Origin of the sequence: Thermus tenuipuniceus (genome assembly GCF_002964845.1) — a bacterium.
GTDB classification, from domain to species: Bacteria; Deinococcota; Deinococci; order Deinococcales; family Thermaceae; genus Thermus; species Thermus tenuipuniceus.
Map to the genome: position 1 here is coordinate 1 of NZ_KZ672974.1, position 24,622 is coordinate 24,622.

General features: G+C 66.1%; 25 protein-coding genes, 2 pseudogenes and 1 CRISPR repeat array. Of the genes and pseudogenes, 9 read left to right on the top strand and 18 right to left on the bottom strand.

Annotation, left to right across the window (positions count from 1 at the left end):
- Positions 1-131 precede the first annotated feature (131 nt).
- The 18 genes and pseudogenes from C2847_RS05225 to C2847_RS05300 all read right to left on the bottom strand — a co-directional run bounded on the left by C2847_RS05225 (position 132) and on the right by C2847_RS05300 (position 16,102).
- A complete protein-coding gene (locus C2847_RS05225) occupies positions 132-944 on the bottom strand; it encodes a sugar phosphate isomerase/epimerase family protein (protein WP_105317408.1) in 813 nt (270 codons plus the stop codon).
- The gene (locus C2847_RS05230; protein ID WP_244187357.1) at positions 941-1,951 is read right to left on the bottom strand and encodes an ABC transporter ATP-binding protein; all 1,011 of its coding nucleotides are present in this window, start codon (positions 1,949-1,951) and stop codon (positions 941-943) included. Before C2847_RS05230 ends, C2847_RS05225 begins: the two co-directional genes overlap by 4 nt.
- 25 nt (positions 1,952-1,976) lie before the next feature.
- Positions 1,977-2,792 (bottom strand): carbohydrate ABC transporter permease, encoded by an 816-nt coding sequence (locus tag C2847_RS05235; RefSeq protein ID WP_164835642.1) that lies wholly within the window; start codon positions 2,790-2,792, stop codon positions 1,977-1,979.
- A gap of 35 nt (positions 2,793-2,827) precedes the next feature.
- Entirely contained in the window at positions 2,828-4,093 is a 1,266-nt protein-coding gene (locus C2847_RS05240) for an extracellular solute-binding protein (protein WP_105317411.1), read from the bottom strand.
- A gap of 19 nt (positions 4,094-4,112) precedes the next feature.
- Positions 4,113-4,907, bottom strand: a complete 795-nt coding sequence (locus C2847_RS05245; protein WP_105317412.1) for a carbohydrate ABC transporter permease — start codon at positions 4,905-4,907, stop codon at positions 4,113-4,115.
- 4 nt (positions 4,908-4,911) lie between these two features.
- The gene (locus C2847_RS12420; protein WP_208619933.1) at positions 4,912-5,682 is read right to left on the bottom strand and encodes an SDR family NAD(P)-dependent oxidoreductase; all 771 of its coding nucleotides are present in this window, start codon (positions 5,680-5,682) and stop codon (positions 4,912-4,914) included.
- Positions 5,683-5,776: 94 nt separating this feature from the next.
- A pseudogene (locus C2847_RS12425) lies at positions 5,777-7,221 on the bottom strand (FGGY-family carbohydrate kinase); the annotation flags it as partial.
- Positions 7,221-8,021 (bottom strand): BtpA/SgcQ family protein, encoded by an 801-nt coding sequence (locus tag C2847_RS05255; protein WP_105317414.1) that lies wholly within the window; start codon positions 8,019-8,021, stop codon positions 7,221-7,223. The gene C2847_RS05255 and the pseudogene C2847_RS12425, both read right to left, overlap by 1 nt.
- On the bottom strand, positions 8,008-8,748 hold the full coding sequence (locus C2847_RS05260; RefSeq protein ID WP_105317415.1) for a DeoR/GlpR family DNA-binding transcription regulator: 741 nt from the start codon (positions 8,746-8,748) through the stop codon (positions 8,008-8,010). Before C2847_RS05260 ends, C2847_RS05255 begins: the two co-directional genes overlap by 14 nt.
- 166 nt (positions 8,749-8,914) lie before the next feature.
- On the bottom strand, positions 8,915-9,448 hold the full coding sequence (locus C2847_RS12545; protein WP_244187358.1) for a ClcB-like voltage-gated chloride channel protein: 534 nt from the start codon (positions 9,446-9,448) through the stop codon (positions 8,915-8,917).
- Between the two features lie 127 nt (positions 9,449-9,575).
- Positions 9,576-10,133, bottom strand: a pseudogene (locus C2847_RS13030) (MFS transporter); the annotation flags it as partial.
- Positions 10,121-11,389, bottom strand: a complete 1,269-nt coding sequence (locus tag C2847_RS05270; RefSeq protein ID WP_105317417.1) for a TRAP transporter large permease — start codon at positions 11,387-11,389, stop codon at positions 10,121-10,123. The pseudogene C2847_RS13030 and the gene C2847_RS05270, both read right to left, overlap by 13 nt.
- 4 nt (positions 11,390-11,393) lie before the next feature.
- Positions 11,394-11,852: a TRAP transporter small permease gene (locus tag C2847_RS05275; protein ID WP_105317418.1), complete on the bottom strand. Its 459-nt coding sequence runs from the start codon at positions 11,850-11,852 to the stop codon at positions 11,394-11,396.
- Positions 11,852-12,898, bottom strand: a complete 1,047-nt coding sequence (locus C2847_RS05280; protein WP_105317419.1) for a DctP family TRAP transporter solute-binding subunit — start codon at positions 12,896-12,898, stop codon at positions 11,852-11,854. The genes C2847_RS05275 and C2847_RS05280 overlap by 1 nt, the downstream gene beginning before the upstream one ends.
- Position 12,899: 1 nt before the next feature.
- Complete coding sequence (locus C2847_RS05285) at positions 12,900-13,142, bottom strand: lipoyl domain-containing protein (RefSeq protein WP_105317420.1); 243 nt, start codon at positions 13,140-13,142, stop codon at positions 12,900-12,902.
- Positions 13,133-14,113: an alpha-ketoacid dehydrogenase subunit beta gene (locus C2847_RS05290; protein WP_105317421.1), complete on the bottom strand. Its 981-nt coding sequence runs from the start codon at positions 14,111-14,113 to the stop codon at positions 13,133-13,135. The genes C2847_RS05285 and C2847_RS05290 overlap by 10 nt, the downstream gene beginning before the upstream one ends.
- Positions 14,110-15,081, bottom strand: coding sequence for a thiamine pyrophosphate-dependent dehydrogenase E1 component subunit alpha (locus C2847_RS05295; RefSeq protein ID WP_105317422.1), 972 nt, complete (start codon positions 15,079-15,081; stop codon positions 14,110-14,112). The genes C2847_RS05290 and C2847_RS05295 overlap by 4 nt, the downstream gene beginning before the upstream one ends.
- Positions 15,068-16,102, bottom strand: a complete 1,035-nt coding sequence (locus C2847_RS05300; RefSeq protein ID WP_105317423.1) for a helix-turn-helix domain-containing protein — start codon at positions 16,100-16,102, stop codon at positions 15,068-15,070. Before C2847_RS05300 ends, C2847_RS05295 begins: the two co-directional genes overlap by 14 nt.
- 365 nt (positions 16,103-16,467) lie before the next feature.
- On the opposite strand from C2847_RS05300, the gene C2847_RS12555 reads away from it, so the two are divergent.
- From C2847_RS12555 to C2847_RS05340, 9 genes are all read left to right on the top strand, one after another.
- Positions 16,468-16,644, top strand: coding sequence for a hypothetical protein (locus tag C2847_RS12555; protein WP_244187359.1), 177 nt, complete (start codon positions 16,468-16,470; stop codon positions 16,642-16,644).
- 74 nt (positions 16,645-16,718) lie between these two features.
- Positions 16,719-16,877, top strand: a complete 159-nt coding sequence (locus C2847_RS12270; RefSeq protein ID WP_164835641.1) for a hypothetical protein — start codon at positions 16,719-16,721, stop codon at positions 16,875-16,877.
- Between the two features lie 69 nt (positions 16,878-16,946).
- Positions 16,947-17,504 (top strand): sigma-70 family RNA polymerase sigma factor, encoded by a 558-nt coding sequence (locus C2847_RS05310; RefSeq protein ID WP_105317424.1) that lies wholly within the window; start codon positions 16,947-16,949, stop codon positions 17,502-17,504.
- Complete coding sequence (locus C2847_RS05315; protein ID WP_105317425.1) at positions 17,494-18,111, top strand: anti-sigma factor; 618 nt, start codon at positions 17,494-17,496, stop codon at positions 18,109-18,111. The genes C2847_RS05310 and C2847_RS05315 overlap by 11 nt, the downstream gene beginning before the upstream one ends.
- A 74-nt stretch (positions 18,112-18,185) precedes the next feature.
- Complete coding sequence (locus tag C2847_RS05320) at positions 18,186-18,812, top strand: ferritin-like domain-containing protein (RefSeq protein WP_244187360.1); 627 nt, start codon at positions 18,186-18,188, stop codon at positions 18,810-18,812.
- 373 nt (positions 18,813-19,185) lie between these two features.
- The gene (locus C2847_RS05325; protein ID WP_105317427.1) at positions 19,186-19,512 is read left to right on the top strand and encodes a nucleotidyltransferase domain-containing protein; all 327 of its coding nucleotides are present in this window, start codon (positions 19,186-19,188) and stop codon (positions 19,510-19,512) included.
- Positions 19,487-19,903, top strand: a complete 417-nt coding sequence (locus C2847_RS05330) for a HEPN domain-containing protein (protein WP_105317428.1) — start codon at positions 19,487-19,489, stop codon at positions 19,901-19,903. The genes C2847_RS05325 and C2847_RS05330 overlap by 26 nt, the downstream gene beginning before the upstream one ends.
- Positions 19,904-19,945: 42 nt before the next feature.
- A CRISPR array of direct repeats spans positions 19,946-20,643; the repeat unit is 29 nt; unit sequence CGGTCCATCCCCACGTGCGTGGGGACTAC.
- A gap of 196 nt (positions 20,644-20,839) precedes the next feature.
- Positions 20,840-21,808, top strand: a complete 969-nt coding sequence (locus C2847_RS05335; RefSeq protein ID WP_105317429.1) for a helix-turn-helix transcriptional regulator — start codon at positions 20,840-20,842, stop codon at positions 21,806-21,808.
- 9 nt (positions 21,809-21,817) lie between these two features.
- The gene (locus C2847_RS05340) at positions 21,818-24,610 is read left to right on the top strand and encodes a CRISPR-associated helicase/endonuclease Cas3 (RefSeq protein WP_105317430.1); all 2,793 of its coding nucleotides are present in this window, start codon (positions 21,818-21,820) and stop codon (positions 24,608-24,610) included.
- Positions 24,611-24,622: the final 12 nt, after the last annotated feature.

A 24,622-nucleotide genomic window follows, 5' to 3' on the forward strand; every position in this document is an offset into this window, starting at 1 on the left:
GGGATCAGGGGCTCAAGGATGGCCCATTCCTCATCGCTGAGGTCGCTGGGGTAAGATGTGCGTGTTCTCAGCACCCTTCAAGGATGCGAGGCTTTTACGACAGTCTCTTAGAATCCAAACCGCTTGCCGCTTCATCCCTCACCTCCCATTGCCTCGGGGACCAGCCCCGTTGAGGCCAACCTGCCGTACACCTCCAGGTATTCCGATGCGTTCCTGGGGGGAAGCTCCACCAGCACCGTGCAGGGTTTCCCGGCGAAGGCCCTTAGGTCCTCCGGGTCTGGGGGCAGGTGGAGGTCGTACCGTCCGTCGTTGGCGTGGGCGTGAACGTGGACCAACCGGGTTCCCAGGACTTCCACGAAGGCCATGGGGTCCTGTCCCGCCATACGGGCGTGGCCCAGGTCCAGGCAGAACTCCAGCTGGGGCACCTGGAGGAAGAAGGCCATCTCCTCCGGGGTCCTGGGAACCTCCTGGGGAGCAGGAAGGTTCTCCAGGGTAAGCCTCAGGCCCAGGTCCGAAGCCAGCAGGGCGAGCTCCGCCAGGCCCTCCAGGGCTCTTTCCAGATACTCCCGCCTAAGCCTTTCCTCCTGCTCCCTTAGGGCCTCGTGGGCCGGGGAGAGGCCAGGGGGCGGGTAGTCGGTCCAGGGAAGGTTGCCCGCATGCAGGTTGACCAGAAAGGCCCCCATGCGGGCGGCCCGCTCCAGATCCTCCCGGAGCACCCTTAGGGAGGCCTGGCGGATCTCGGGAACCCCGGAGCCGGGATACAGGTCCATGTAGCGGGCGTGGAAGGTGAGGACGTAGCCCATGGACCGGGCCTCCTGCGCGGCCTCGAAGAGCTCCAACGCGGCGGAACCGGGGACCTCTATGAACTGGTAGCGGTGAAGCAGGCCCCTGGCGTAGTCCAGGAAGGCCGCGGGATCCCTAGGGGGACGAAAACCCAGCCTCATCGCTCCTCCCGTACAAAGGGGGCCTCCTCAGGAAGCCCCAGGCGGACCCTTTGCCCCAGGGCAGGCACCCTGCCGGGGGGCAGGTCCACCTTCAGCACCAGGCCCCCCACCTCCACCTCCAGGCGCACCAGGCTCCCCAGGTAGGTGGCCAGCACCACCGTGCCCTCCAGGAACCCCCCCTCCTCCAGGCGGAGCCGCTCGGGGCGCAGGAGCAGGAACCCCGGGCCCTCCCCCTTGACCCGCACGGGCCAGGGACGGTCCCGGTGGAACAGGCCTTCCCGGGCCTCCCCGGGCACCAGGACCCCGGTTCCCACAAAGGCGGCCACGAAGGGGGTGGCAGGCTCCTCGTAGATCTCCCTGGGGGTCCCCAGGTGTTCCACCCTCCCCTCCCGCATCACCGCGATCCGGTCGGAAAGGGCTAGGGCCTCCTCCTGGTCGTGGGTCACGTACAGGGTGGTGAGGCCCGTTTCCCTCTGCAGGCGCTTAAGCTCTCCCCTCAGTTCCTCCCGGATCTTGGCGTCCAGGGCCGAGAGGGGCTCGTCCAAAAGGAGCACCTTGGGCTCCCGGGCCAGGGCCCGGGCCAGGGCCACCCGTTGCTGCTGCCCCCCGGAGAGCTCCTTGGGGTAGCGCCCCTCGAGGCCCACCAGGTGGACCATCTCCAGGAGCGTGCCCACCTTGCGGCGCACCTCCCTCTCGGGAAGCCCCTTCAGCCTCAAGGGAAAGGCCACGTTCCCGAATACGGTCATGTTGGGAAAGAGGGCGTAGTTCTGGAACACCATGCCGATGGGCCTCCGCTCAGGGGGAAGGGCGTTGACCCGCTCCCCCCCGATGCGCACCTCCCCGGCATCGGGCGCCTCGAACCCCGCCACCAGGCGCAATGTGGTGGTCTTGCCGCACCCCGAGGGGCCCAGCAGGGTGAAGAACTCCCCCTCCTTAAGCCCCAGGTCCACCCCGTCCACGGCCACCACCTCGCCGTAGCGCTTTCGCACCCCCAGAAGCTCCACCACCGCACACCACCTTCCCAGAGGCTTGTCAGCCCCGTGTCAGGAGCCGGTAGTAGGCCGCCACCAGGGCCAGGGTGAGGAGAAGGAGGAGGTAGCCCATGGCGCTGGCCCCTGAGAGGTCCAGGCCCAAAAAGGCCTTGCGGTAGATGTAGTAGCTCACCAGGTCCGTGGCGGAACCGGGCCCCCCGCGGGTCAGCACGTAGACCAGGTCGTAAGTGCGCACCTCCGCCAGGGTCTGCAGGATGAGGAGGACCACCAGCACGGGACGGAGGAGGGGTAGGGTCACCCGCAAAAAGGCCTGCCAGGGGGTGGCCCCGTCCACGTAGGCCGCCTCCAGGGGCTCCTTGGGCAGGCTCCTCAGGCCCGCCAGGAGCACCAAGGCGGCAAAGGACACCTGCTGCCACACGTCCACCAAGGCCAAGGAAAAGAGGGCGTAGCGGGCATCCCCAAAGAAATCCACCTTCCCGAAGAGGTAGGAGAGAATCCCCAGCTCCGGGTGCAGGATCATCTTCCATATGAGCCCCACCCCCACCGGGGCGATGAGCATGGGCAGGCTCACCACGAAGTAGTGAAACCCCTTCCAGGGCAGGTTCTGCTGCAGGAGGACCGCCAGGACCAGGGCCAGCACCAGGGTGAGGCCCACGGTAACGGCCACGTACAAGGCGGTGAGGCCCAGGGCATGGAGGAAATAGGGGTCGCGGAAGGCCTCCTGGTACCGAGCAGGCCCCACCCAGTCGTAGCTCGGCCTGAGGAAGCTGTAGCCGGTCAGGGAGAGGAAGAGGGCGTACAGAAGGGGGAGGCCCACCACCCCACCCAGGACCGCCAGGCCCGGAAGGGCCAGCAACCAGCCTACCCCCCTCTGCCCCATCTCCTGCCCCCTCAGCGGAGAAGCCCCGCCTTGCGCAAGAGCCCCTCGAGGCCCTTGGCCGCATCCTGTAGGGCCTGCTTAACCGCCTTCCGTCCGGCCGCCGCCAGGCTGATCTCCCGGCCCACCACGTCCTCCATCTCCGCCGTGTAGGCGAAGATGGGCACCTTCTTGGCCTTGGCGATGATGGCCTCCGCCTGGCGGTAGTAGGGGTACTTCCTCAGCACCTCCGGATCCTGGAAGGCATCCTTGCGGGTGGGAGCGTGGCCCATCAGGGCGCGCTTCTTCACGATCTCCTTGGACTCCACCCAGGAGATGAACCTCCAGGCCGCCTCCTTGTTGCGGCTGTTTTTGGGGATGGCCCAGCCCCACCCCCCGTTCACCCCTGCCCCTCCGGGCATGGGGGCCAGGGCCACCTTGCCCGCCACCTTGGGGCACTGCTTGGCGTCGTCCAGCTGGGGAAGCATCCACCAGTAGGTGACCATGCTGAAGGCCTGGCCTTGGCACATGACCCGGAAGGTGTCGTCCAGGTTGAAGTTCAGGGCCCCCTTGGGCGCTGCCTCCCGGATGTTCCTCGCGTACAGGCTCAGGGCCTTCTCCCCCTGGGGGCTATTCAGGGTCACCCGCCAGTTACGGTCCACGTAATCCCCCCCGGCGGCGAAGAGGTAGTTGGAGAACTCCATGAAGTTGGGGTCCCCCCGCTGCCCCTGCATGGCGGCCCCGGAAACCCCGGCGTTTTTGGCCATGAAGAGGGAGAGCTCCACGTACTCCTCCAGGGTGCGGGGCAGGGCCAAAGGGCGCTTGTACTGGGCCTGGAAGCGGTCCTTGAGGTCCTTGCGCTCCAGCAGGTCCTTGCGGTAGATGAGCCCCATGGCGTAGTTGTACATGGGGATCATGTAGAGCTTCCCCTGGTAGTACCCCACCAGGTCCAGCATGGAGGGATAGTAGACGGAGAGGTCGAAGCCCGAGGCCTTCACATAAGACTCCAGGGGCTCCAGCCACCCGGCGGCGGGAAACTCCCCCGCCCAGAGGAAGTCCACCTGCAGGAAGTCGTAGGCGTTCTCCGGAGTCAGGAACTGGGCCACCAGCTTGTCGTGCATGGCCCCGTACTGGACCTTCTCGAACTCCACCCGGATGCCCGTGGCCCGCTCGAACTCGGGGAGGAGCGCCTCGATGATCCGGGTTTCCGGCACGTCCTCCATGAGGGCCCGAAGCACCACCCCCTGGGCCAGGGAAGCCCCAAGCCCGAGAGCCAACCCCACCACAAGCCACCTTTTCATGCCAGCCCACCTCCTTCCTTCACTTCACCGCCCCCAGGGTGAGACCCTCCACCAGATACCGGTCCACCATGCGGGCGAGAAGGGCCACGGGAAGAACGGAAAGCACCACCCCCGCCGCTACCTGGGCGAAGAGCACCCCTCGCTGGGTGACGAAGGTGGACAGGGCCACGGGTACCGTCTGGGTGTCCCGGCCCGACAGGAGCAGGGCGAAGAGGAACTCGTTCCACGAGAGCAGGAAGCCCAGGATGCCGGCGGCAAAGAGCCCGGGGGTGGCCAGGGGCAGCACCACGCGGAAGAACACCTGGAAGGGCGTGGCCCCGTCCACGTAGGCCGCCTCCTCCAGCTCCCGGGGAAGGCTTTGGAAGAACCCCAGGAGCAACCAGGCCATAAAGGGAAGGGCGAAGGCCAGGTACGAGAGCACCAGGGCCCAAAGGGTCCCCGACAGGCCGAAAAGCCGCATGAGGGCGAAGAGGGGCAGGGCCAGGACGATGGGGGGAAGCATCTGGGTGGCCAGCACGGCGAAGCGCAACCCGTGCCCCCCCACCCGGTAGCGGGCCAGGGCATACCCCAGGCCCGCCGCCAGGGGCAAGCCCAGGAGCACCACGGAGATGGCCACCAGGAAGCTGTTGCGAAAGGCCTTTCCAAAAGGCCCCTCGAGGACATTCCAGAAGTTCTCCAGGGTCCAGGGTCCGAAGGCAGGGGGCAGGGCGTAGGCCAGCCCCTCGGGGAGGAGAGCGCTCCGCAGGGTCCAGAGCAGGGGCAGGAGGAAGAGGAGGCTGAAAAGCCACAGGGCCCCGTGGGCCAGCCACCCCATCGCCCTAGAAGATCCAGGCACCGCCGTTCACCTCCACCGCCTCCCCGGTGATGAAGTCCGAGTCCGGACCCGCCAGGAAGCTCACCACCTTGGCCACGTCCTCGGGCAGCTCCAGCCGGCCCAAGGGGGTCTGGCGGATGTACTCCTGGACCACCCCCTCCGGGGAGATGCCGCGGAGCTGGCTTTCCCAGAGAACCTCCCTCTCCTGCATGGAGGTGCGCACAAACCCCGGGTTGACGGCGTTGGCCGTGATCCGGTAGGGGGCGAGCTCCTTGGCCACCGCCTGCACCAGGCCCAAGACGGCGAACTTGCTGGCGGTGTAGTGGGCCAGGAGGGGGGCCGCCTGCCGGGCGGCCATGGAGGCGGTGGCGATGATCTTTCCCCTAAGCTCCCGTCCCGGCATGAGGGCCTGGTGCACCATGGCCCGGGCAAAGGTCTGCAGGGTGAGGAAGGTGCCCTTGGCGTTCACGGTGAGGTTGAAGTCCCACTCCTCCTCCGTCAGGTCCAGAAAGCGGTTCATGGTGGACACCCCGGCGTTGGCCACCAGGACGTCCAGCCGGCCGTCCTCCCGGAACACCCGGTCCCGGGCGGCCTCCAGGTCCTTCCTCGAGGTCACGTCCAGGGGCAGATGGGGCATCCCCAAGGCCTCCCCCACCGCCTTGGCCCGTTCCCCATCCAGGTCCGTGACCCACACCTTGAAGCCATCCCGGGCCAGCCGCTCGGCGATGGCCTTGCCGATACCGCTACCCGCACCCGTCACCAGGGCGTTAGGCATACCCACCTCCCAGGCGCGGGTAGAGGTCCTTGAGGCGGCCGTAGAGTTCCCGGTAGACCCCGTAAAGTTCCCGGTAAATAGGGACCCACTCCCNGAGAGGGCCTTGAGGCGGCCGTAGAGTTCCCGGTAGACCCCGTAAAGTTCCCGGTAAATAGGGACCCACTCCCCCACGGGCTCCGTCACCTCCTCTACCCTGCGCCTTATATCCCCGTACCCCCAGAGCCCCACGGCCACCCCCGCCAGGAAGGCGGTGCCGAAGGCGCTACCCAGGTTCGCTTCAGAAAGCCTCTCCAGGGGCCTTTCCAGGACGCTGGCCAGGATCCCCCGCCAAAGCCGGCTCCTGGCACCCCCGTCCATGGCGAAAAGGCGCTCCACCCGGTGTCCCCTGGCCTCGAGGACCTCCACATGGTGGCGGAAGGCATAGGCCACCGCCTCCAACAGGGCCCGCCAGAGATGGGCGGGGGTGTGGGTGAGGGTAAGGCCCACCACGGTGCCCCGGGCCTCGGGGTCGTGGATGGGGGTCTTCTCCCCCAGGAAGTAGGGCAGGACCACCAGGCCCTGGGCCCCCGCGGGCACGGCCTCCGCCTCCTGGTCCAGCTGGGCAAACCCCACCCCGGGCCGGAACCCATCCCTAAACCACCGGAGGAGGCTCCCCGTGGTGGCCATGCACCCGTTGATCACGTACAGGCCGGGAATGTCGTGGAAGTCGATGAAGAGCTCGGGCACAGGGGCGAACCGGTCCACCGCATAGAGGAAATCCCCCGCCCCTCCCAGCTTGACCACCGCCTCCCCTTCCTCCTTGAGGCCGGAGGCCAGGGCGGCGGCGATGTGGTCGGCGCTTCCGGCGATGACGGGAAGGCCATGGGGAAGGCCCACCTCCTGGGCCACCTGGGCATCCACCTCCCCCACCACCTCCCAGGGCCGCCGCACGGGGCCCAGGAGGGACGCCTCCAGGCCGATGTACTCCAGCACCTCCCCAAGCCAGGCCTCTCTGGAAGGGTTCCAGAGCCCCGACTCCAGGGCCCAGTTGGCCTCCTGGTACCGGGCCCCCGTGAGCCGGAAGGCCATGTGCTCGTAGGAGCCCGAGATCCAGGCCACCCCTGCCCAAACCTCAGGCTCCCGCCTTTTGAGCCATAGGAGCTTCGGGGCCAGGACCTGCTGGTTCCAGGTGGCTCCGGTGCGGGCAAACAGCCAATCGTCGCCGAAGCGCTCCCTGAGCTCCCGGATCTCCTCCACGGCCCGGGCGTCGTTCTGCTGGATGGAGGGCCTCAGGGGACGTCCCCGGGCATCGTGGAGCACCAGGGCCGGCACCATGCCGGAGATGCCCAGGGCCTTCAAGCCCCGGGGATCCCGGCCCTGGAGCACCTGGCGGACCGTGGCCTTAAGGCCCTGCCACCAGCTCTCCGGGTCCTCCTCGGCGAAGCCGGGATGGGGGGAGTGGAGGGCGTGGGGGTGTTCCGCCTCCGCCAGCACCTCCCCCTCCCCCGACAGGAGGACCGCTTTCACCGAGGTCGTGCCCACATCCACCCCGAGGATCATCACCGCCCCCTTGCCCCCCGGACGATCTCCATGAACTCCCGGGCCCGCTTGGGGTCCACGGGGTTCCAGGTGATCCCCTCCTCCTTGAGGGCCGTGCCCACGATGACCCCATCCGCTACCCTAAGGATCTCCTCCACGGTCTCGTGCCGGACGCCGGTGTTGGCCAGCACCGGCACCTGGGGCAAGGCTTCCTTCACCGCCCGCAGATGCTCCAGGTTCACCCCCTCCCCGGTCATGGGGCCGGAAACCAGGATGGCATCCGCCAGGCTGGAAAACACCGCGCTTTTAGCCCTTTCCACCAGGGAGCGGGAGTCCAGGGGAGAGGCGAACTCGGCGGAAACGTTGTACAGGAGGAAGAGGTCATCCCGCCCGAGCCGCCTCTGGTAGCGCAGGGCCTCCGCTGCCCTTCCCTGCCAGAGGCCCATGTCCGATCCGTAGAGGCCGGTGAAAATCTCCCGCACGAAGCCTGCCCCCGTGGCGGCCGCCAGGGCCATGGTGGCCATGGGGTCCCAGAGCACGTCCACCCCGAAGGGAACCCGGATCTCCTGCTTCAGGCGGCCGATCACGTAGGCCATGGTGGCGGTGCTGGCGGGGTCCACCTGGAGCTCGTAGGGCCGGTCGTTCTCGTTCCCGAACATCACCGCATCCACCCCGGCCTGTTGCAGGGCCAGGAGGTCCTGCCGCGCCGCGCTCACGATCCCCTCCAGGTCCCCGTCGTAAAGGGGAGTGCCCGGAAGGGCCCTGAGGTGCACCATGGCGATGACCGGCTTGTGTCCGAAAAGGGCTTCAAAGCGTTTCACGTACCACCTCCACCGGCACCAGGGCCTCGAGGGTAGGGTCCTCGAGGTCCGTGATCACGAGATGCAGGGCGTTCAGAGGGGCCACAAAGGCAGGGGCCCTTTTCCCCCACTTGCTGCGGTCCGCCAGGAGGACGGTGCGCTGGCTCACCGCCATGGCTTTCCTCTTCACCGCCGCCTCCTCGAAGGTGTGGTTGGTTATCCCCTCGGGATTGAAGGCATCGGCCCCCAGGAAGAAGATGTCCGCCCGCACCTGGCCCAGAAGCTCCTCGGTCCAGGAGCCCACCAGGCTGTAGAACCCATTCCGAACCCTTCCGCCCGGGAGCAGGACCTCCGTCTCCCCTTGGGCCAGGGCCTGGGCCAGGGCCACGTCCAGGGCCACAACCCGTAGGGCCCTGCCCGCCAGCAGGCGGGCCAGGGCCAGAGTGGTGGTGCCGGAGTCCAGAATCACCGTGGCCCCATCTGGGACCATGCCGCTGGCTCTGCGGGCAATGGCCTCCTTCTGGCTGGGATTCTGGGTGAGCTTCACGGCGTAGGGGGGCTCCGCCTCGGGGAGAAAGGCCCCGCCGTGGTCCCGCTGCAGGAGGCCCTGCCTGGCCAAGGCAGCCAGGTCCCGCCTTACCGTGGCCTCGGAAACCCCCAGGTGCCGGGCCAGGTCCTTGGTACTCAAACCCCCGTGTTGGCGGAGGAGCTCAAGCAGGTTTTGCCGTCTTAAGCTGGCTAGGGGCATCGTTTGTGCGATTTTAAGCGAACCTGCGCGATTATGTCAAGACCTGTCCCGGAGGTTCCCGAGGAGCCTCGGGGGGAAGCGAGCTCCCGGGACGCCCGGCTTTCCTCAGAGGCACCCCTAGGTTCGTGTGGAAACCATAGCCCACCAGGAAAAGGATGGGTAACGGTTAGGGCCGGCTCCCCTTCCCGAGGGCTTCCCGGTGCATGCGCGTGGCGCCCACCAGGGCAAGGCCTTGAAGCAGGGCCAGCCCCAGGAGCGGGAGGGGGTACCCCCCCCGCTCCACGGCCAGGCCAAAGGAGGTCTGGATGGCAAAGATGCCCAAAACCCCCGTGACGTTGACCAGGGCCATGGCACGGCCAGCGGAATCCGCAGCCAGGGAGGCCGTTTGGGCAAGGACCATGGCGTTGAAACCACCCCCCAGGCCCACCAGGGCGTAGGCCAGGGGCAAGGGAGCGCCCAACGCCCAAAGCACCAGGCCCAGGCTGAATAGAGCCACCCCCATCCCCAGGGAGCGTCCGGTACCCAACAGGCCAGCCAGCACCCCGGCCAGCACTCCTCCACCAATGGAGGCGGCGTTTAGGACCAGAAGCCACCGACCTACCCAGGGACCCTCGAGGCCCATCTCGTAGGCATAGGCTCCGGCCCACAGGCTCTGCACGGCAAAAAAGCCGCCGATGTAGGCGAAGGCCACCAGGCCCATGGAGGCCACAACCGCGTTCCCTCGCCACCTGCCCGCACCTCTCCCCAAAGGAACCCTCCCCTTGGAAAGCTCGGGAAGCCGTACCCGACGGGCCGCCTCGAGGACCCCTTCCCAAGCGGTCCTCCCCTGCCAACGGGTCCCGCGGGGCTACCCCCAGGCCCAGGAGGGCCAGGGCCGTGGCCAATGAGGCCAGGAGCAAAAAGGCTCCCCGCCAGCCCAGATTCTCGCCGGCGTAGGCCAACGGGCTCGTAGCCAGCAACCCGCCCAGGCCCCCGAGGGCCACGGTAAACCCGCTCAGGGCCCCCATGCCCTGGGGGCTGTGGAGCTGGTACGCCCGGATGGCCCCCACCAGGGCCAGGGCCACGCCGGCCCCCATCAGACCCCGCCCCACCAGCAAGTGGGTGAAACCCGTTCCCAGGGCGAAGAGGAGGGACCCAAGGCCTGCGATAAGAAGAAGGGGGAAAAGCACCCGGCGCGGGCCGTATCGGTCCAGGAGGCCTCCCAGGGGGAGCTGGCCCAGGGCGAAGGCCAGGTAGAAGGAGGCGGTCAGGCCTCCCAGGGCCGCAGGGGAGAGCCCAAGGTCCCGGACCAGGGGATCGGCCAGCACGGCGTTGGCGGAGCGCAACAGGTAGGAGAGGGCGTAGCCCAGGGCGTAGGGCAAGAGCCTCGCACCTAGCCGCCCCACAGCACCCGCCGCAAGAAGGGCCAGTAGGCCAGGAGGAGGAGGCCCACCGCCGAGGCCAGGACGAAAGGCCAGATCTCCCGCCAGATCTTCTCGATGGGTAGTCCGCTAATCCGGGCGCTCACGAAGAGATTCACCGCCACCGGTGGGGTGATCTGCCCGATGGCCATGTTTACGGTCATGACGATGCCCATCCACACCGGATCCCAACCCATGTGGAGCATGACCGGAAGCAGGATGGGCAGGGTCAGGTAGTAGATGCTCACGGCATCCAAAAGCATCCCCAGCACCAGCCAGAAGAGGTTGAGGACGAGCATCAGGACCAGGGGATTCCCCGCCCACGCCAGAAGGACCTGGGAAGCCTTTCCCACCAGGCCCACGGTGTCCGCAGCCCAGGCGAAGATCCCCGCCCAGGCCACGATGGCCATGACCACGGCGCTGGACACCCCTGCCTCCACCAGGAGAGGAACGAGATGGGCGGGGCGCAGGGTCCGGTAGACGAAGAAACCCACAAAAAGCCCCCAAAACACCCCCACGGCGGCCGCCTCCGTGGGGGTGAAGACCCCGCCGTAGATGCCCCCCAGGATGACCAGTGGGGTCAGGAGCCCGGGCACCGCCTCGAGGAAGAGGCGGAACCGGGGCATCCCCACCTCCACCGCTCCTCCCCAACCCCGGGCCCGGACCACCAGGACCGCAGCCAGACCCAGGAGCCCTCCCATGAGGATTCCGGGAAGGATCCCCGCCCAAAACTGCTGGGCCACCGAGGTGCTGGCCAGGGTAGCGTAGACGATCAGGGCGATGGAAGGAGGGATGATGATGGAGAGCTCCGCCGAGGCGGCCACCAAGCCAGCGGCGAACCCCGGGGCATACCCTTGGCGCACCATCATGGGGATGAGAATCCCACCCAAAGCGGCCACGGTGGCGGGGCCTGAACCGGACACGGCACCCCAGAACATCCCGGCCAGAACCGTGGTTATCGCCGCCCCCGCCCGCCATCCCCCCATGAGGGCCACCAGAAGGCGCACGATCCTCTCGGCGATGCCGGCCCGGTCCATCACCGCTCCAGCCAGGATGAAGAAGGGGATGGCCAGCAGGGGAAACTTGGCAATCCCCGCCTGGAAGTTGAAGGAAACCACCTGAAGCCCAAGCCCCCCGGCAGCAATCACGCAAACGGCGCTGGCCCCCAAGGCAGCGGCCACGGGGACGCGCAAGAGGAGGAGGGCAAGAAAGAGCCCTATGAGGAGGATCCCAAGCCCCATCCATCTACCCCCGAAGGCTCCGCCACACCCCCTCTAAGGCGCGAAAGGCCACCCAGAGGGCCAGGAGGGGGGTGGGCAGGGTGTAGACCGCATTGGGCAGGCCCAGGGATGGGGAGGTGGTCCTGAGGAGGAGGTCGTCCTGGACCTGCCTCCAGGCCAGAAGGGCCAAAAGCAGGAAGAGGAGGGCAAACACGGCAAAGCCCAGGGCGACAAAACCCCGGCGCCAGGGCCCTGGAAGAACCTCAGTCAGGGCCACAAAGCGGATGTGAGCACCCTCCTGGTCCTCGCGCAAACCGATGGCCACGCCCAGCAGGGTGGCCCAGACAAAGGCGTTCACCAGGATTTCCTCCGTAAAGGCCAGGGGATAGCGCAGGAAGTAGCGGGTAAGCACGTTGACAAAGGCCAACGTGGCCATGCCACCCAGGAGCAGGGCCAAGAGGGTTTCCTCTACCTTGCGCAGCATCACTTGGCCCGCTTCTTGTCCGCCTCCGCCTGGACGATCAGGGTCCCCCCAATCTCCCCCATCCACCGCTGGACCACACCCGACACCCGCTCCCGGAAGCGGCCGATCTCCAGGGGCGTCAGGACCGTGACTTGCACGCCATGGGACCGGAGATAGGCCAGCGGATCGGTGATCTCCACCTTCACCCCCAGGGAGGAAAGGTAGCGGAGGGCGGTGCCGTCGTCCATTCCCGCGCGGGCCAGGGCCTTCTGGTAACGGGCCGCCTCGAGGGCAGCCTCCTGGATGGCTTTCTGCACATCGCTGGGGAAGGTGCGCCAGGTCTGGGCGCTGGCGGCGAAGATCAGCGGATCGATCACGTAGTTCCACACCGTGAGGTAGCGCTGCCCCAGCTCCCAGAGCTTGTAGGGAATGATCACCCCCACGATGGGGTTCTCCTGGCCCTCGATGACCCCTTGCTGCAGGGCGGTCAGCACCTCCGCCCAGCTCATGGAGGTGGGGTTAGCCCCAAGGGCACGGAAGGTATCGATGAAGATAGGGGCCCCCACCACCCGGATCTTCAGCCCCTGGAGGTCCTCTGGGGTGCGGACGGGCCGCTTGGAGTTGGTGAGCTGCCGGTATCCGTTCTCCCCCCAAGCAAGGGGCTCGGCGCCAAGCTGCCGGAGGCGTTGGAAGATGGCCTTGCCCGCCTGGCCCTCCTCCACCGCGTCCAGCTCCCTGTAGCTGGGGAAGAAGAAGGGCAGGTTGAAGAGGTTCAGCTCCTTCACCTGGGGAGACCAGTTGATGGTGGAGCCGATGGCGAAATCCGCCACGCCGGTGCGCAGAAGCTGGAACTCGTTGGTCTGCTGTCCGGCAAAGAGTTGGCCAGAGAAGTAAATCTTGATGTTCACCCGGCCGCCCGTTTTCTCCTTGACCAGATCGACAAACTTCTGGGCCCCCATGCCCCAGGCGGTGTTGGGAGCCACCACCACGGAGAGCTTGTACTCGCTCTTGAACTGGGCGAAGGCGAGTCCCAAGAGCACCAGGATACCGGTCAAGATCCTTTTCATCTCACACCTCCTCGTAGTACCCCAGAATTGCGCCCACGGGGTAGGTTCTGCCTACCTCCGCCAAGGCCTCCCGCAAGATGCCATCCGCCTCGGCCTCCACCTCCACCAGGGCCTTGTCGCTTTCCACCCGGAAGAGGGGTTCCCCACGGCGAAACCCCTCACCCACCTCCTTGAGGAAACCCTGGAAGGTTCCCTCCTGCATGGTAAGGCCGAGCTGGGGCATCAGGATGGGTTTTAGCGCCACGCCAACACCTCCTTTGCCGCTTTGAGGATGTCCTCCACCTGGGGAAGAACCCGGTGCTCCAAGGGAGGGCTGAAGGGGATGGGCACGTGGGCCGCTCCCACCCGCGCCACAGGGGCCTTGAGCTTTTCCCAAAGCCTCTCCTCTAGGGTGGCGGCGATCTCGGCACCCGGACCCAGGAAGCGCCACCCCTCGTGGGCCACCACCGCCCTGCCCGTCCTTTCCACGGAGGCCAGCAGGGTATCCCAGTCCAGGGGATAAAGGGTCTTCAGGTCCACCACCTCCGCCTGCACGCCCTCCCCGGCCAGGAGTTCGGCAGCCTCCAAGGCCTTGTGCAGGGTCAGGGAGTAGCTGATGAGGGTGAGGTCCCTCCCCGGGCGGATCACCTCCGCCCGGCCCAAGGGGACCAAGTACTCCTCCTCGGGGACAGGCCCTTTTCGCGGATAAAGGGCCTTGTGCTCAAGATAGAGCACGGGGTCCTCGGACCGAATAGCGCTTTTTAATAGACCCTTGGCATCCTTGGGGGTAGCGGGGGCCACCACCTTGAAGCCCGGCAGGTGGAGGAAGAGGGCCTCGAGGCTCTTGGAATGATGGGCGCCGGCGGAACGGATGGCCCCATCCGGGGCCCGGATCACCAAGGGAACCCGGAGCTTGCCCCCGGACATGTAGCGGATGCTGGCCGCCTGGTTGGCCAGCTCATCCATGGCCAGGAGGAGGAAGTCCGCAAAGTGGATGTCCAAGACAGGACGGGCACCCACCAGCGCCGCCCCCAAGGCCGCCCCCACCAGGGTGGGCTCGCTGATAGGGGTATCCCGAACCCTTTCCAGGCCGAACCGCTCCGGCAACCCCTTGAACTGTCCGAAAATGCCCCCCTGCTTGGCAATGTCTTCCCCCATGAGAAAGACCCGGGGATCCCGGGCCATCTCCTCCTCCATGGCCTCGCGGGTGGCCTCGGCGAAGGTGATCTCCCTCATCCCTCCCCCCACGGGTAGTCGCCCACCGGCTCGGCGAATAGGTCTGTCAGGGCTTCCTCCGGGTCCGGCCAGGGACTGCGTTCCGCAAAGGCCACCGCCTCCTCCAAAAGCTCCTCCTCTTCCCTTTCCAAGTCCTCGAGTTCTTTCTGGGCAACGCCTGAGGCCAGGAGCTTACCCCGGGCGTTGGCCAAGGGATCCCTTCTTCGGGCTTCCTCCACCTCCTGGCGGCTCCGGTACCGCTCGGGATCACCCACATAATGCCCCTTGAAGCGATAGGTGTGCGCCTCCAGGAAAGCTGGCCCCCGGCCCATGCGAATGCCGGAGAGGAGTTCAGCCGTAGCCCCATAGACCTGCTCCACGTCGGTACCATCCGCTTCCAGATACGGCACCCCATAGGCGGTGACCAGGGCGGGAACACGGAAGGCATGGCTCTCCGCAAAACCGGTGGTGGAAGCATACCTATTGTTTTCCAGAACAAAGAGCACGGGAAGCCTCCATAAGGCCGCCAGGTTCAGTCCCTCGTGGAGCACCCCGCGGCCTAAGGCCCCATCCCCGAAGAAGCAAAAGACTACCCCCTCCCGCCCTAAAACCCGGAGCCCCAGCCCGGCACCCACGGCAATGGGGATACCGCCAGCCACGATGCCGTTGGCCCCCAGCATCCCCCGGTCCGCATCAAAGAGGTGCATGCTCCCCCCCTTTCCCTGGCAGATCCCAGGGGCGCGGCCAAAGAGCTCCGCCATCATGGCCTTGGGATCCACCCCCACCGCCAGGGCGTGCCCGTGGCCCCGGTGCGTACTGGTGAGGTAGTCCCCCGGACGATAGTGGGCCAAGACTCCTACCGCCACGGCTTCCTGCCCGATGTAGAGGTGGACGAAGCCAGGGATCTTTCCCGCAAGAAAGAGGCGCTCCACCCGCTCCTCAAAGCGGCGGATGCGGTACATGAGCCGGTAGAGGTCAAGGAGCTCCATGAACCTCCTCCCCCGTCACCATTTGCCTGAGATCCTCCCGTCCCGTCCACAGGGCGGTGAGCTTGTCCGCGCCGTACGCAAGTGTCATCTCCGCCAGCACCACGTCGTGTCGCACGTACTCCTCCGCCACCAGGACCAGCGCCGGATCCCTGGTCCGCACCGCCCAGCTCTCCCCTTCCCCAACCAGGTTTCCCACCACCACTTCCTCGTGATCCCGCACCACGACAAAAAGCCGTGCCCGAAGCCTTCCCTCTACCACCCTGGGGTCAACGAAGTGATGGTAGTAGATCTTCCCCAGTTCGGGATCAGCCCGGTTTCCGAAAAGGACAAGGCGGATGCGGACCCCGCGTCTCCGTGCCTCTACTAGGGCATCCTGAAGAATGTCCAGCTGTTCCTGCCATAGGGAAAGGGTGAGGGCCCGGTGTGCCTGTTCCACCAGGGTCTGGGCCTCGGCTACAGTTTTCCCAGGGCCCCGCACACGCCAGATGGCCTCGGCAGGACGCTCCGGCCCTATGCGACGCAGGCTCTCCCTGGCGCGGGCTATTTTCCGCGCCAGATCCCTTTCAAACCGGGAGAGAAGCTCTTCGGGAGGAACGGCTCCGTAAAAAACCCCTTCCTTATCCTCTGTCCGGTACGCAGCTCCCCGGGCCACCAAGCGCTCCAAGGCCTGGTAGACCATCGAGCGGGGTACCCCACTTTCCTTTGCAACTTCATACCCTTTCTGGCGCCCGCCCCGAAGGAGGGCAAGATAAGCCTTGGCTTCATACTGGCTGAAGCCTAAGGCTTGCAAATCCGCAATGGGCGGGGTAGCCGTGCCGGTCATCAGCGTAGTTAGTTTCCTAACCTCGTTTGGCCCAGTATATCCTCCCGCACCATGCGTGTCAAGATCGGCTGGCGTGCTTGGCATATCGGCCAGTACACCTCTGGAGAGGCGAAAGGGAAATAACAACCTCAGGCCGTGTGCGATCAGCTCCATAAACGCCGCCGAATGGCTGCGATGGGCTTCCCCTCCTAATAGCATTCAGCGGTGTATACGCTTCGCCAGCTCCTCCCCCACACGGAAAGGGCGGGCTCGAGTCCATCGGCCACCAGATAACGGCCAGTGCCGGGCTGGGACCACCGACCGTCTCCCTTTCCCTTCCCCCCAGACTTGACCGTTGTACCCCTTTTGGGGTAGATGGCTCTCCATGACCCTGCGCGAAGCCCTATCCCAGGCCTGACGGGCTGACCGCCCGCGCCAACCCCCACCTCCTCCCCCACCTGGACCCTAAGGCCCTGGCAGAGGCCCTGGCCAAGGTCTTCCCGGAAGGGGAGCTGGAAGGGGAAAAGGTCCTGGTAGCCGACGGCAAGGTCCTGCGGGGAAGCGGCAAGGGCAAGAGCCCCCAGGTGCACCTGGTGGAGGCATGGGCCCTTTCCCTGGGGCGCACCCTGGCCCAGGCCAGGGCGGAGGGGAGGGAGGATAGGGCTCTTCTGGAGCTTTTGGAACGCCTGGGGGCCGAGGGGCTCTTAGGGAAGGTGGTGGTGGGGGATGCAGGCTTCCTGTACCCCGAGGTGGCCCGCTAGGTGGGGGCAAAGGGGGGAGTACCTTTTGGTCCTGAAGGGGAACCAGGGGAAGCTTTTGGGGTGGGTGCGGGAGGATGCTTTTCAGGTGCGGGGGCGAGGTGCTGGCGGTGTTGCGGGCGCACCTGGTGTCGTGGCTAAACCCCAAAGGGGTTCGTCGGAAGGAGGCGGCCTTGGAGGCTTTCTCCTTCAACCCCCTGGCTGCCCTGCGATTCTTGGGGCTTCATGCGGTATAGCGACCAGGTCTGGATCCCACCCTTGAAACCAATCCCCTGGGAACATGCGTAGGGTAGGATGGGCGGAGGATGAGCCTCGAGGGTCTTTCCGATGAAGCCCTGCTAGCCCTGGTAGCGCGGGGCGAGGAGGAGGCCCTACGGTGGCTCTTCCAGCGCTACGCGGGGGCCTTCTTGGGACTGGCTCGCAGGATGGGTTTGGATGTTAACGCTCAGGAGGATGTGGTGCAGGAAGCCTTCATTAGGGTGTGGAAAAACGCGCGCCAGTTTGACCCTCGCCGGGCCTCGGCCCGAGCCTGGCTCCTGGCCATTGGTCACCACACCGCCGTGGATTTCCTCCGCCGCCTGCAGGCCCGCCCTAAGCTCCTGGAGCCCCAAGCGGACGAGGCAGAGGAGGCTTTCGACCTACCGGGAGACGGCCTGAACGAGGAGGGTCATCTGGACCGCATCCGTCTCCAAGGCGCCTTAAGGCACCTTGATCCCGAAGAGCGAGAGGTTATCCAGGTTCTCTACTACCGCGGACACTCCCACCAGGAGGCGGCCAGGCTTTTGGGGATCCCCCTGGGCACCCTAAAGACCCGGGTTAGGCGCGCCCTATTGCGCCTTAAGGAGGTGCTCCGTGAACCCTGAGGAGGTGCGCGAACTCCTACCCCTCTATGCCCTAGGCGCCCTCTCCCCGGAGGAGCGCTCCCGGGTGGAGGAGGCCTTGTCCTCCTACCCTGAGCTTTGGGCTGAGGCCAAGGCTTGGATGGAGGCCGCTTCCCAGCTGGCGGAGGCGGTGCCCCCTGCCCCCGTTCCCCCGGGCCTCGAGGACAAGGTGATGACCCGCATCCGCGCCCTTCGGCGGCCTGCGCCCTGGGGCTGGCTGAGGCAAGCGGCAGCGGTTTTCCTCATACTTGCTCTGGGGTACGGAACCTATTTGGGAGGGGGTTGGCTCCTCACCCTCCGCGAGCCGACCACCCAGGTAATCACCTTGGTGAGCCCACAAGGGGAGGTGGTGGGCCGGGCGATCCTGAGGGCTGACCGCACGGCCTTGATCCTTCTCCATGGGTCTCCCCCTAAGGGCAAAGTCTTCCAGGCCTGGGGCTTGGACCATGGGGAACCCCTGCCCCTTTCCACCTTCCGCCTTCCCCTTAAGACCCTGCGCCTTCCCCCAGAAGCGCTGGCCGTGGCCATTTCCCTGGAGCCTCCCGGGGGAAGTTCCAAACCCACCACCCTGTTCGGTCTTCCCCGGTAAATCCAAAACCCCACCTCCCTGCGAAGGGTAGGACGAGGGCGCAAAGGTGCCCCCTCATGGGAGGTGATGAGAGGATGCAAGAGAAAACCATGGTGCGCAGGCAGTTTGTGAAGGTGTTGACCGCGGTTGGGTTGTCCACGGCTTTCGCTAAGGGCCTCTTGGGGCAGACCCTGGCCCAGTCCAAAGGGGTGGGCGACCTGGATATCCTCAACCTGGCCCTTACCGCCGAGTACCTGGCCAGCGACTTCTACACCCGGGCCCTCATGGTGCCCTTCCCTGGAGACATCCGCGATTACCTGGCCGAGGCTCTCAAGCACGAGGAGGCCCACGTGCAGGCGCTTAGGGACACGATAGCGGGCCCCTTTAAGGCCACCCCTGTAACCCGGCCCCAGTTCACCTATGGGGACCTCCGGTTTGACGCTGCCAGCCGGCTCAAGGTCTTGGAAACCTTGATCGCCTTGGAGACCGCCTTTACGGGAGCTTACCTAGGAGCCATTCCCCTGATCCAGAACAAGGCGGTCCTCTCGGCAGCGGCCAGCATCGCCATGAACGAGGAAGCCCACCTGGCCTTGGCCCGGGATGCAGCGTTGGAACTGGGAGGTAAGGTGGAAGGCCCCCAAACCCCTGTGGGTAGGGCCTTTGCCAAGGCCATCACCCCAGAAGAGGCTACCAAGGCAGTACAGGGCTTCATCCGCCGGTAACTGGAGGCGGTGTGAACCGACGGGATGCTCTCACCTAAACAAGCCTCCTGGGTACAGGGTGGCTGGGTGTGTTTGCGGACTCGGCCCGGGCCCAGGGCAACGGCCTAGTGCTCTACCTGGATATTCACACCGCAGCCCACCGTGCCGGTGAAGCAGCGGTGGTGTACCTGTATGCCTTAGGGAAGGGCTGGCGTGAGTGGTAGTAGCGTTTGTGCACGGTATTTGTGCTAATATTCACGATTAAATTTCTTTGTGCCCAATCTCTCCTCCGCCCGGGGATCCGATCCCACCACCAGCACCCCTCCCCAACACAGGATCACCCAGCCCCGGCCAAAGTACCCGGGCTCGAAATTGGCTGGGATACACTGGGGGTGTGGAGGCCCTGGCTCCATACCTCGAAGAAGCGGTGCGGAGGCTTCGGAAAGCCCTAGACCTCGAGGCTGTTTACCTTTTCGGCTCCCATGCCCGGGGTACCGCGGATGCCCGCTCCGACCTGGACCTCCTGGTGGTAGCCCGCACCCACCTGCCGCCTCTAAAACGGATCGGACTGGTGCTGGAGCTCCTTAAGGACGCCCCATGGCCCGTGGAGGCCTTGGTGCTCACCCCCGAGGAGCTGATCGAAAGACAGGATCTCCCCTTCTTACGGGGGATTCTAAAGGAGGCTGTGCCCCTTTATGAGCGTGGAAAAGAGGCGGCTTGAAGGGGAGCGCTGGCTACTCCAGGCCGAAGATGACCTGGAGGCCGGCAGGGTTCTCCTGACGGTAGGCAAGCACGCTCAAGCCGCTTTTATGGCTCAACAGGCCGGAGAGAAAGCCCTAAAGGGCCTTTGGTTCGCTCTAGGCTTGGATCCCTGGGGGCATAGCCTTGCCCGACTTGTGCGTGACTTACCAGGGGAGTGGGGGAAGAGGTTCGCACCCTTTTTCTCCTTAGCCCTGGCCTTGGACAAGCTCTACATACCCACCCGTTATCCGGATGCATTGCCCGGCTTGATCCCAAAGGAAGCCTACACCCGTGAAGAGGCTGAGGAAGCGCTGGCCCATGCCGAGGTCCTCCTAGCGAGGGTTCGCCAGGCCTTCGCTGAAATCCATTGACCTTTGGGGTGGAATTGCTGCTCACCGGTTTCGGCCTCTAGTCGGTCCATCCCCACGTGCGTGGGGACTACTGGACAGGGTAATCGCTGCCCTGGGAGCGGAACGGTCCATCCCCACGTGCGTGGGGACTACAACGGAACTACCAGGGGTTTGCCCTGGCCTACCGGTCCATCCCCACGTGCGTGGGGACTACGTTGCGGTCCGCTTCCTCGGCGATGCGGGCCGCGGTCCATCCCCACGTGCGTGGGGACTACACTAGAGGCCGTGAATGCTAGGCTGGAGGACCGGTCCATCCCCACGTGCGTGGGGACTACTCCACCAGTCAGCGTCCGATGCTCGCCATTCTGGTCCATCCCCACGTGCGTGGGGACTACACTCCCCGCTTTCCCTTGCCCCGCAGCGTCAGCGGTCCATCCCCACGTGCGTGGGGACTACTGTGGCCGCGGTAGGTGAGGTTGAGCACCACATGGTCCATCCCCACGTGCGTGGGGACTACGGCGCGAGCAGCGGCCCTGAACGCGCGCTCAGCGGTCCATCCCCACGTGCGTGGGGACTACGGTACTTCCGTCCTGCAATGGTGGTGGTGGCCCGGTCCATCCCCACGTGCGTGGGGACTACGCTCTACCTGAGTCGGGGCGCTGAAGGACCAGCGGTCCATCCCCACGTGCGTGGGGACTACGACCTGCTGAATGGCCCTCGTCCAGCGCTGGGCGGTCCATCCCCACGTGCGTGGGGACTACACATGACCAGAACGGCAAAAACCTCGTTTGCCCCCCTTCTAAGGGTATTTTACAGGATCTATTCCAAGCAATACCCCGAATTCGGGTTCGGGTTGTCAAGATCCGCTCTAGCAACTTGGCCAGTAGGGCTGAGGAGAAGGAACAGCAAGCCCCTGCCTCTAAGGATACCATATCCCTGAGCTATAATTCGCCCAGGATGCCAGGAAAACCCAAAGCCGAGCGCCTTTTGGACCTCGTGGAAGAGTTGAAACTCAGGCCCTACAGCGTGGCCGAGTTGGCCCGGCGCTATGGGGTGAGTCCCCGCACGGTGGAGCGGGACCTCGAGGCCCTCGTCCTCCAGGGCTACCCCCTGGAGCGGGTGGCTTGGGGGCGCTACCGCCTGAGGGATGCCCCGCCTGCCCTCCACCCTGTGGAGGCCTTGGCCCTCTTCGCGGCGGGGAGGCTTCTTTACCACCAGGCCCCAACCCGACAGTATGGGAGCGCCCTGGAAAAACTGGCCCGGATGCTCCCCGAGCCCCTGCGTGGCCTCCTTCTAAAGAGCACCGAGGGCCTGAAGGAGCGCCAGGGGGACTCCCGCACCCTGGAAATGGTGGCCCGGGCCCTCCTGGAGAGGCGCGTCCTAGCCTTTGAGTACCGCTCTGGGGGCTCCAAGAACTGGCGGCCGAAGGAGCTTTTGGTGTACTTCCTCGAGGCCAACCGCACCAACCTGGGCCTCTACGCGGTGGGTTTTGAGCGCACCTACCACCGGGCAGTCCTCACCTTCAAGCTCTCCCGTATGCGCCACGCCCGCCTTCTGGAAGAAACCTACCACCTCCCTCAGAACTTTGATCCGAACGTCTACTTCCGCCAGGCCTGGGGGGTGGTGGGGGTGCGGGAAGATGGGGTGGAGGTGCGCCTCCGCTTTGCCCCCGAGGCCGCTTGGCGGGTGCTGGAGGGGGACTACCCGGGCCTGCGGGTGGAGCGGGAACTCCCTGATGGGAGCCTTCTGGCCCGGCTATGGGCGGCTCCTTTCAAGGGCGGGGTACCTTGGGAAGTCCTGGCCTGGGTCCAGAGCTTCGGGCCCCGGGTGGAGGTCCTTTCTCCCCCGGAGCTCCGGGAGCTCTGGCTGGCGGAGGCCAGGCAGGTCCTGGAAAAGGCGACAGCCCCTGTCGCCTTGGGCGGGTAGGGTGGGCCCATGGACTTCAAGCGTGCGGCCTTAGCCCTCTGGGCCAAGAGTGGGGACCCCTTCCACCCCCTCTTGGCCCACATGCTGGACACCGCGGCGGTGGCCCTTGCGGTCCTAGAGGAGGAACCTGCCCGTACTCGCAGGTTCTACGCCGAGGACTGGAAGCTAGAGGAGGAAAAGGCCCTACGCCTCACCGCCTTCCTGGCCGGCCTTCACGACCTGGGCAAGGCAAGCCCCGTCTTCCAGGCGGCCTGGCCCGAGGGGGCCAAGCGGGTGCGAGGGGCTGGGTTAACCTGGGACGAGGAGCTGATCCGGGAGTCCTGGGTGGCCCACGGGGTCTTCACCGACCTCTACCTGAGGAAGGTTCTCCGGGAATGGGGCTTATCCCGAAGGGCAGCCTACCTCCTGGCCCAGGCTCTGGGAGCCCACCACGGCTTCCCTGCGGAGGAGCGGGAGCGCACCTTAGGAAAGCAGCACGTGAAGGCCGAGCCCCAAAGCTGGCGGGAAGCCAGGGCCTATTTGGTGGAAGCCCTGGCGAAGGCCCTGGGCCTTGAGCCCCTTTCTTCTCTTCCCGACCCCAGCCCGGAGGCCCTCCTCCGCGTGATGGCCCTGGCCTCTTTTGCCGATTGGATCGCCTCCGACCCCACCCTCTTCCCCTATGGCCGGGACCCCACAGCCCCGGGCTACTGGGAAGAGGCGCTTCAGAAGGCCCGGGAGGCCCTAAAGAGCCTCCGCTGGCCCAAGCCCCTTTCCAAGGGGGAAAGGGAGTTTCGGGACCTCTTCCCCTTTGCCCCGAACCCCTTGCAGGAGGCGGTCTCCTCCCTCCTGGATGGGGTCCAGGAAATTCGGGAACCCGCTCTTCTCCTGGTGGAGGCTCCCATGGGCCTGGGGAAAACCGAGTCCGCTCTATACGCCTACCACCGCCTCCAGGAACGCTTGGGGCACCGGGGGCTTTACGTGGCCCTTCCTACCCAAGCCACGGCCAACGGGCTTTTCCCCCGGGTAAGGGCTTTCCTGGAGCGCCTGGCGGCAGGGGAGTTCCTGGAGCTCCAGCTCCAGCACGGGGCAGCCCTCCTGAACCCGGAGTACGAAAAGCTCCTGGAAAGCTCCAAGCCCGCGCAGGTGTATGACCCCCAGTATGACCCCCAAAAGGGGGTGGCCATGGCCCAGGACGGGGAGGAAGGCGGGGTGGGGGCCTACGCCTGGTTCTCCGCCAGGAAGCGGGCTATGCTTTCAGGCCATGGGGTGGGCACCTTGGACCAGGCCCTTTTGGGGGTGCTGAGGGTAAAGCACCACTTCATCCGCCTCTGGGGGCTCATGAACCGGGTGGTGATCCTGGACGAGGTGCACGCCTACGATACCTATACCTCGGGGCTTCTTCTGGCCCTCCTCCGCTGGCTTAGGGCCTTGGGCTCCAGCGTGGTGCTCATGACCGCCACCCTGCCCAAGGCCAAGCGGGAGGAGCTCCTTAAGGCCTGGGAGGCTCCGGTGGAGGGGTTACCGCCTTACCCCCGGGTGGCGGCCTTCGCCGGGGGGAAGCTTTTGGGGGCCAAGCACGTGCCCCAGAAGTCCAGGCGGGTGCGCCTTCAGGCCGCCCCCGTGGAGCCGGAGGCCCTGGCAGGAGAGCTTTTGCGTAGGCTCCCCGGGGCCCTGGGGGCCATGGTGAACACCGTGGACCGGGCCCAGGCCCTTTACCGGGCCTTGGGGGAAGGGGGAAGGCTTACCCTGGAGGGGCTTTTGGATGCCCTTGGCCATCCTGCCTCGGAGGGCTCCTGGGGCGAACTCTGGAAGGCGCGGGGAGAGAAAGGGGACTTCGTGGTGGGGAAGCGCCTTCTGGACGGCACCCTGGTCTTCCTCCTCCACGCCCGCTTCCCCGCGGAGGAAAGGGCCCTGAGGGAGCTTGTGGCCCTTAGCCTTTTCGGCAAGGGAGGCCCCAGGCCTGAAAGGGCCATCCTTGTGGCCACGCAGGTGGCAGAGCAGAGCCTCGACCTGGACTTTGACCTCCTCTATAGCGACCTTGCCCCCATTGACCTCCTCTTCCAACGTCTGGGGCGGCTCCACCGCCACGAGCGGGAGAGGTCTGAGGGGCATGGGGAGCCCCTCCTCCTGGTGGGGGGCCTCCAGGGCAAGCCCGAGTTCGGCGAGGAGCTTCGCTGGGATAAGGTTTACGAGGACTACCTCCTCCTTTCCACCTGGCTTTCCCTGAAGGACCGGGAGGCCCTTGGGGTGCCGGAGGACCTCGAGGCCCTCCTGGAGGAGGTCTACAGTCGCTTCCCGGTGGACTTCCCGGAGGATCTGAGGGAACGGGCGGAAGAAAGCTACGGGCGCTTACAAGATCGTTGGGAGAAGGAGGCCAAGACGGCGGAAAACCTGTCCCTCATGGACCTCAAGGCCCTCCTCTCCGACACCGAGGCCAGTGCCTTGACCGCCGCCTTCAAGCTGGACGACGACGCGGAGAACAAGAGGACCCAGCGCGTTCTCACCCGTTTGGGCGACCCCAGCATACCGGTGGTGCCCCTTTACCGGGTGGGGGAAAGCTGGGCCCTGGACCCGGAAGGCAAGCGCCCCGTGCGCCTCAAGGGGGAGGAGGTTTCCCAGGAGGAGGCGGTGGCCCTTTGGTCCCGGGCGGTGCGGCTTTCCCGCTACCCCATTCCCCAGGTCCTCCTTAGGGAAGACCCCCCGCCCGCTTGGCGGCGAAGCGGCCTCCTACGGGGCCTGAGGCACCTAGAGGTGGGTCGGGTGTATGGCGGCGTGCGGGTGGAGCTAGACCCTGAGCTGGGGGTGGTGTACGGGTCAGGTTAAATCCGACAGCGG

Excerpts from the sequence above, each read along its gene's own strand:
- C2847_RS05320 (WP_244187360.1), top strand. The coding sequence starts at position 18,186 with ATGCAAGAGAAAACCATGGTGCGCAGGCAGTTTGTGAAGGTGTTGACC.
- C2847_RS05240 (WP_105317411.1), bottom strand. The coding sequence starts at position 4,093 with ATGAAAAGGTGGCTTGTGGTGGGGTTGGCTCTCGGGCTTGGGGCTTCC.
- C2847_RS05335 (WP_105317429.1), top strand. The coding sequence starts at position 20,840 with ATGCCAGGAAAACCCAAAGCCGAGCGCCTTTTGGACCTCGTGGAAGAG.
- C2847_RS12545 (WP_244187358.1), bottom strand. The coding sequence starts at position 9,448 with ATGGGCCTGGTGGCCTTCGCCTACATCGGCGGCTTTTTTGCCGTGCAG.
- C2847_RS12270 (WP_164835641.1), top strand. The coding sequence starts at position 16,719 with ATGCTTTTCAGGTGCGGGGGCGAGGTGCTGGCGGTGTTGCGGGCGCAC.
- C2847_RS05270 (WP_105317417.1), bottom strand. The coding sequence starts at position 11,389 with ATGGGGCTTGGGATCCTCCTCATAGGGCTCTTTCTTGCCCTCCTCCTC.
- C2847_RS12420 (WP_208619933.1), bottom strand. The coding sequence starts at position 5,682 with ATGCCTAACGCCCTGGTGACGGGTGCGGGTAGCGGTATCGGCAAGGCC.
- C2847_RS05245 (WP_105317412.1), bottom strand. The coding sequence starts at position 4,907 with ATGGGGTGGCTGGCCCACGGGGCCCTGTGGCTTTTCAGCCTCCTCTTC.
- C2847_RS05260 (WP_105317415.1), bottom strand. The coding sequence starts at position 8,748 with ATGCCCCTAGCCAGCTTAAGACGGCAAAACCTGCTTGAGCTCCTCCGC.
- C2847_RS05340 (WP_105317430.1), top strand. The coding sequence starts at position 21,818 with ATGGACTTCAAGCGTGCGGCCTTAGCCCTCTGGGCCAAGAGTGGGGAC.
- C2847_RS05300 (WP_105317423.1), bottom strand. The coding sequence starts at position 16,102 with ATGCTATTAGGAGGGGAAGCCCATCGCAGCCATTCGGCGGCGTTTATG.
- C2847_RS05310 (WP_105317424.1), top strand. The coding sequence starts at position 16,947 with ATGAGCCTCGAGGGTCTTTCCGATGAAGCCCTGCTAGCCCTGGTAGCG.
- C2847_RS05280 (WP_105317419.1), bottom strand. The coding sequence starts at position 12,898 with ATGAAAAGGATCTTGACCGGTATCCTGGTGCTCTTGGGACTCGCCTTC.
- C2847_RS05290 (WP_105317421.1), bottom strand. The coding sequence starts at position 14,113 with ATGAGGGAGATCACCTTCGCCGAGGCCACCCGCGAGGCCATGGAGGAG.
- C2847_RS05225 (WP_105317408.1), bottom strand. The coding sequence starts at position 944 with ATGAGGCTGGGTTTTCGTCCCCCTAGGGATCCCGCGGCCTTCCTGGAC.
- C2847_RS05295 (WP_105317422.1), bottom strand. The coding sequence starts at position 15,081 with ATGGAGCTCCTTGACCTCTACCGGCTCATGTACCGCATCCGCCGCTTT.
- C2847_RS05275 (WP_105317418.1), bottom strand. The coding sequence starts at position 11,852 with ATGCTGCGCAAGGTAGAGGAAACCCTCTTGGCCCTGCTCCTGGGTGGC.
- C2847_RS05330 (WP_105317428.1), top strand. The coding sequence starts at position 19,487 with ATGAGCGTGGAAAAGAGGCGGCTTGAAGGGGAGCGCTGGCTACTCCAG.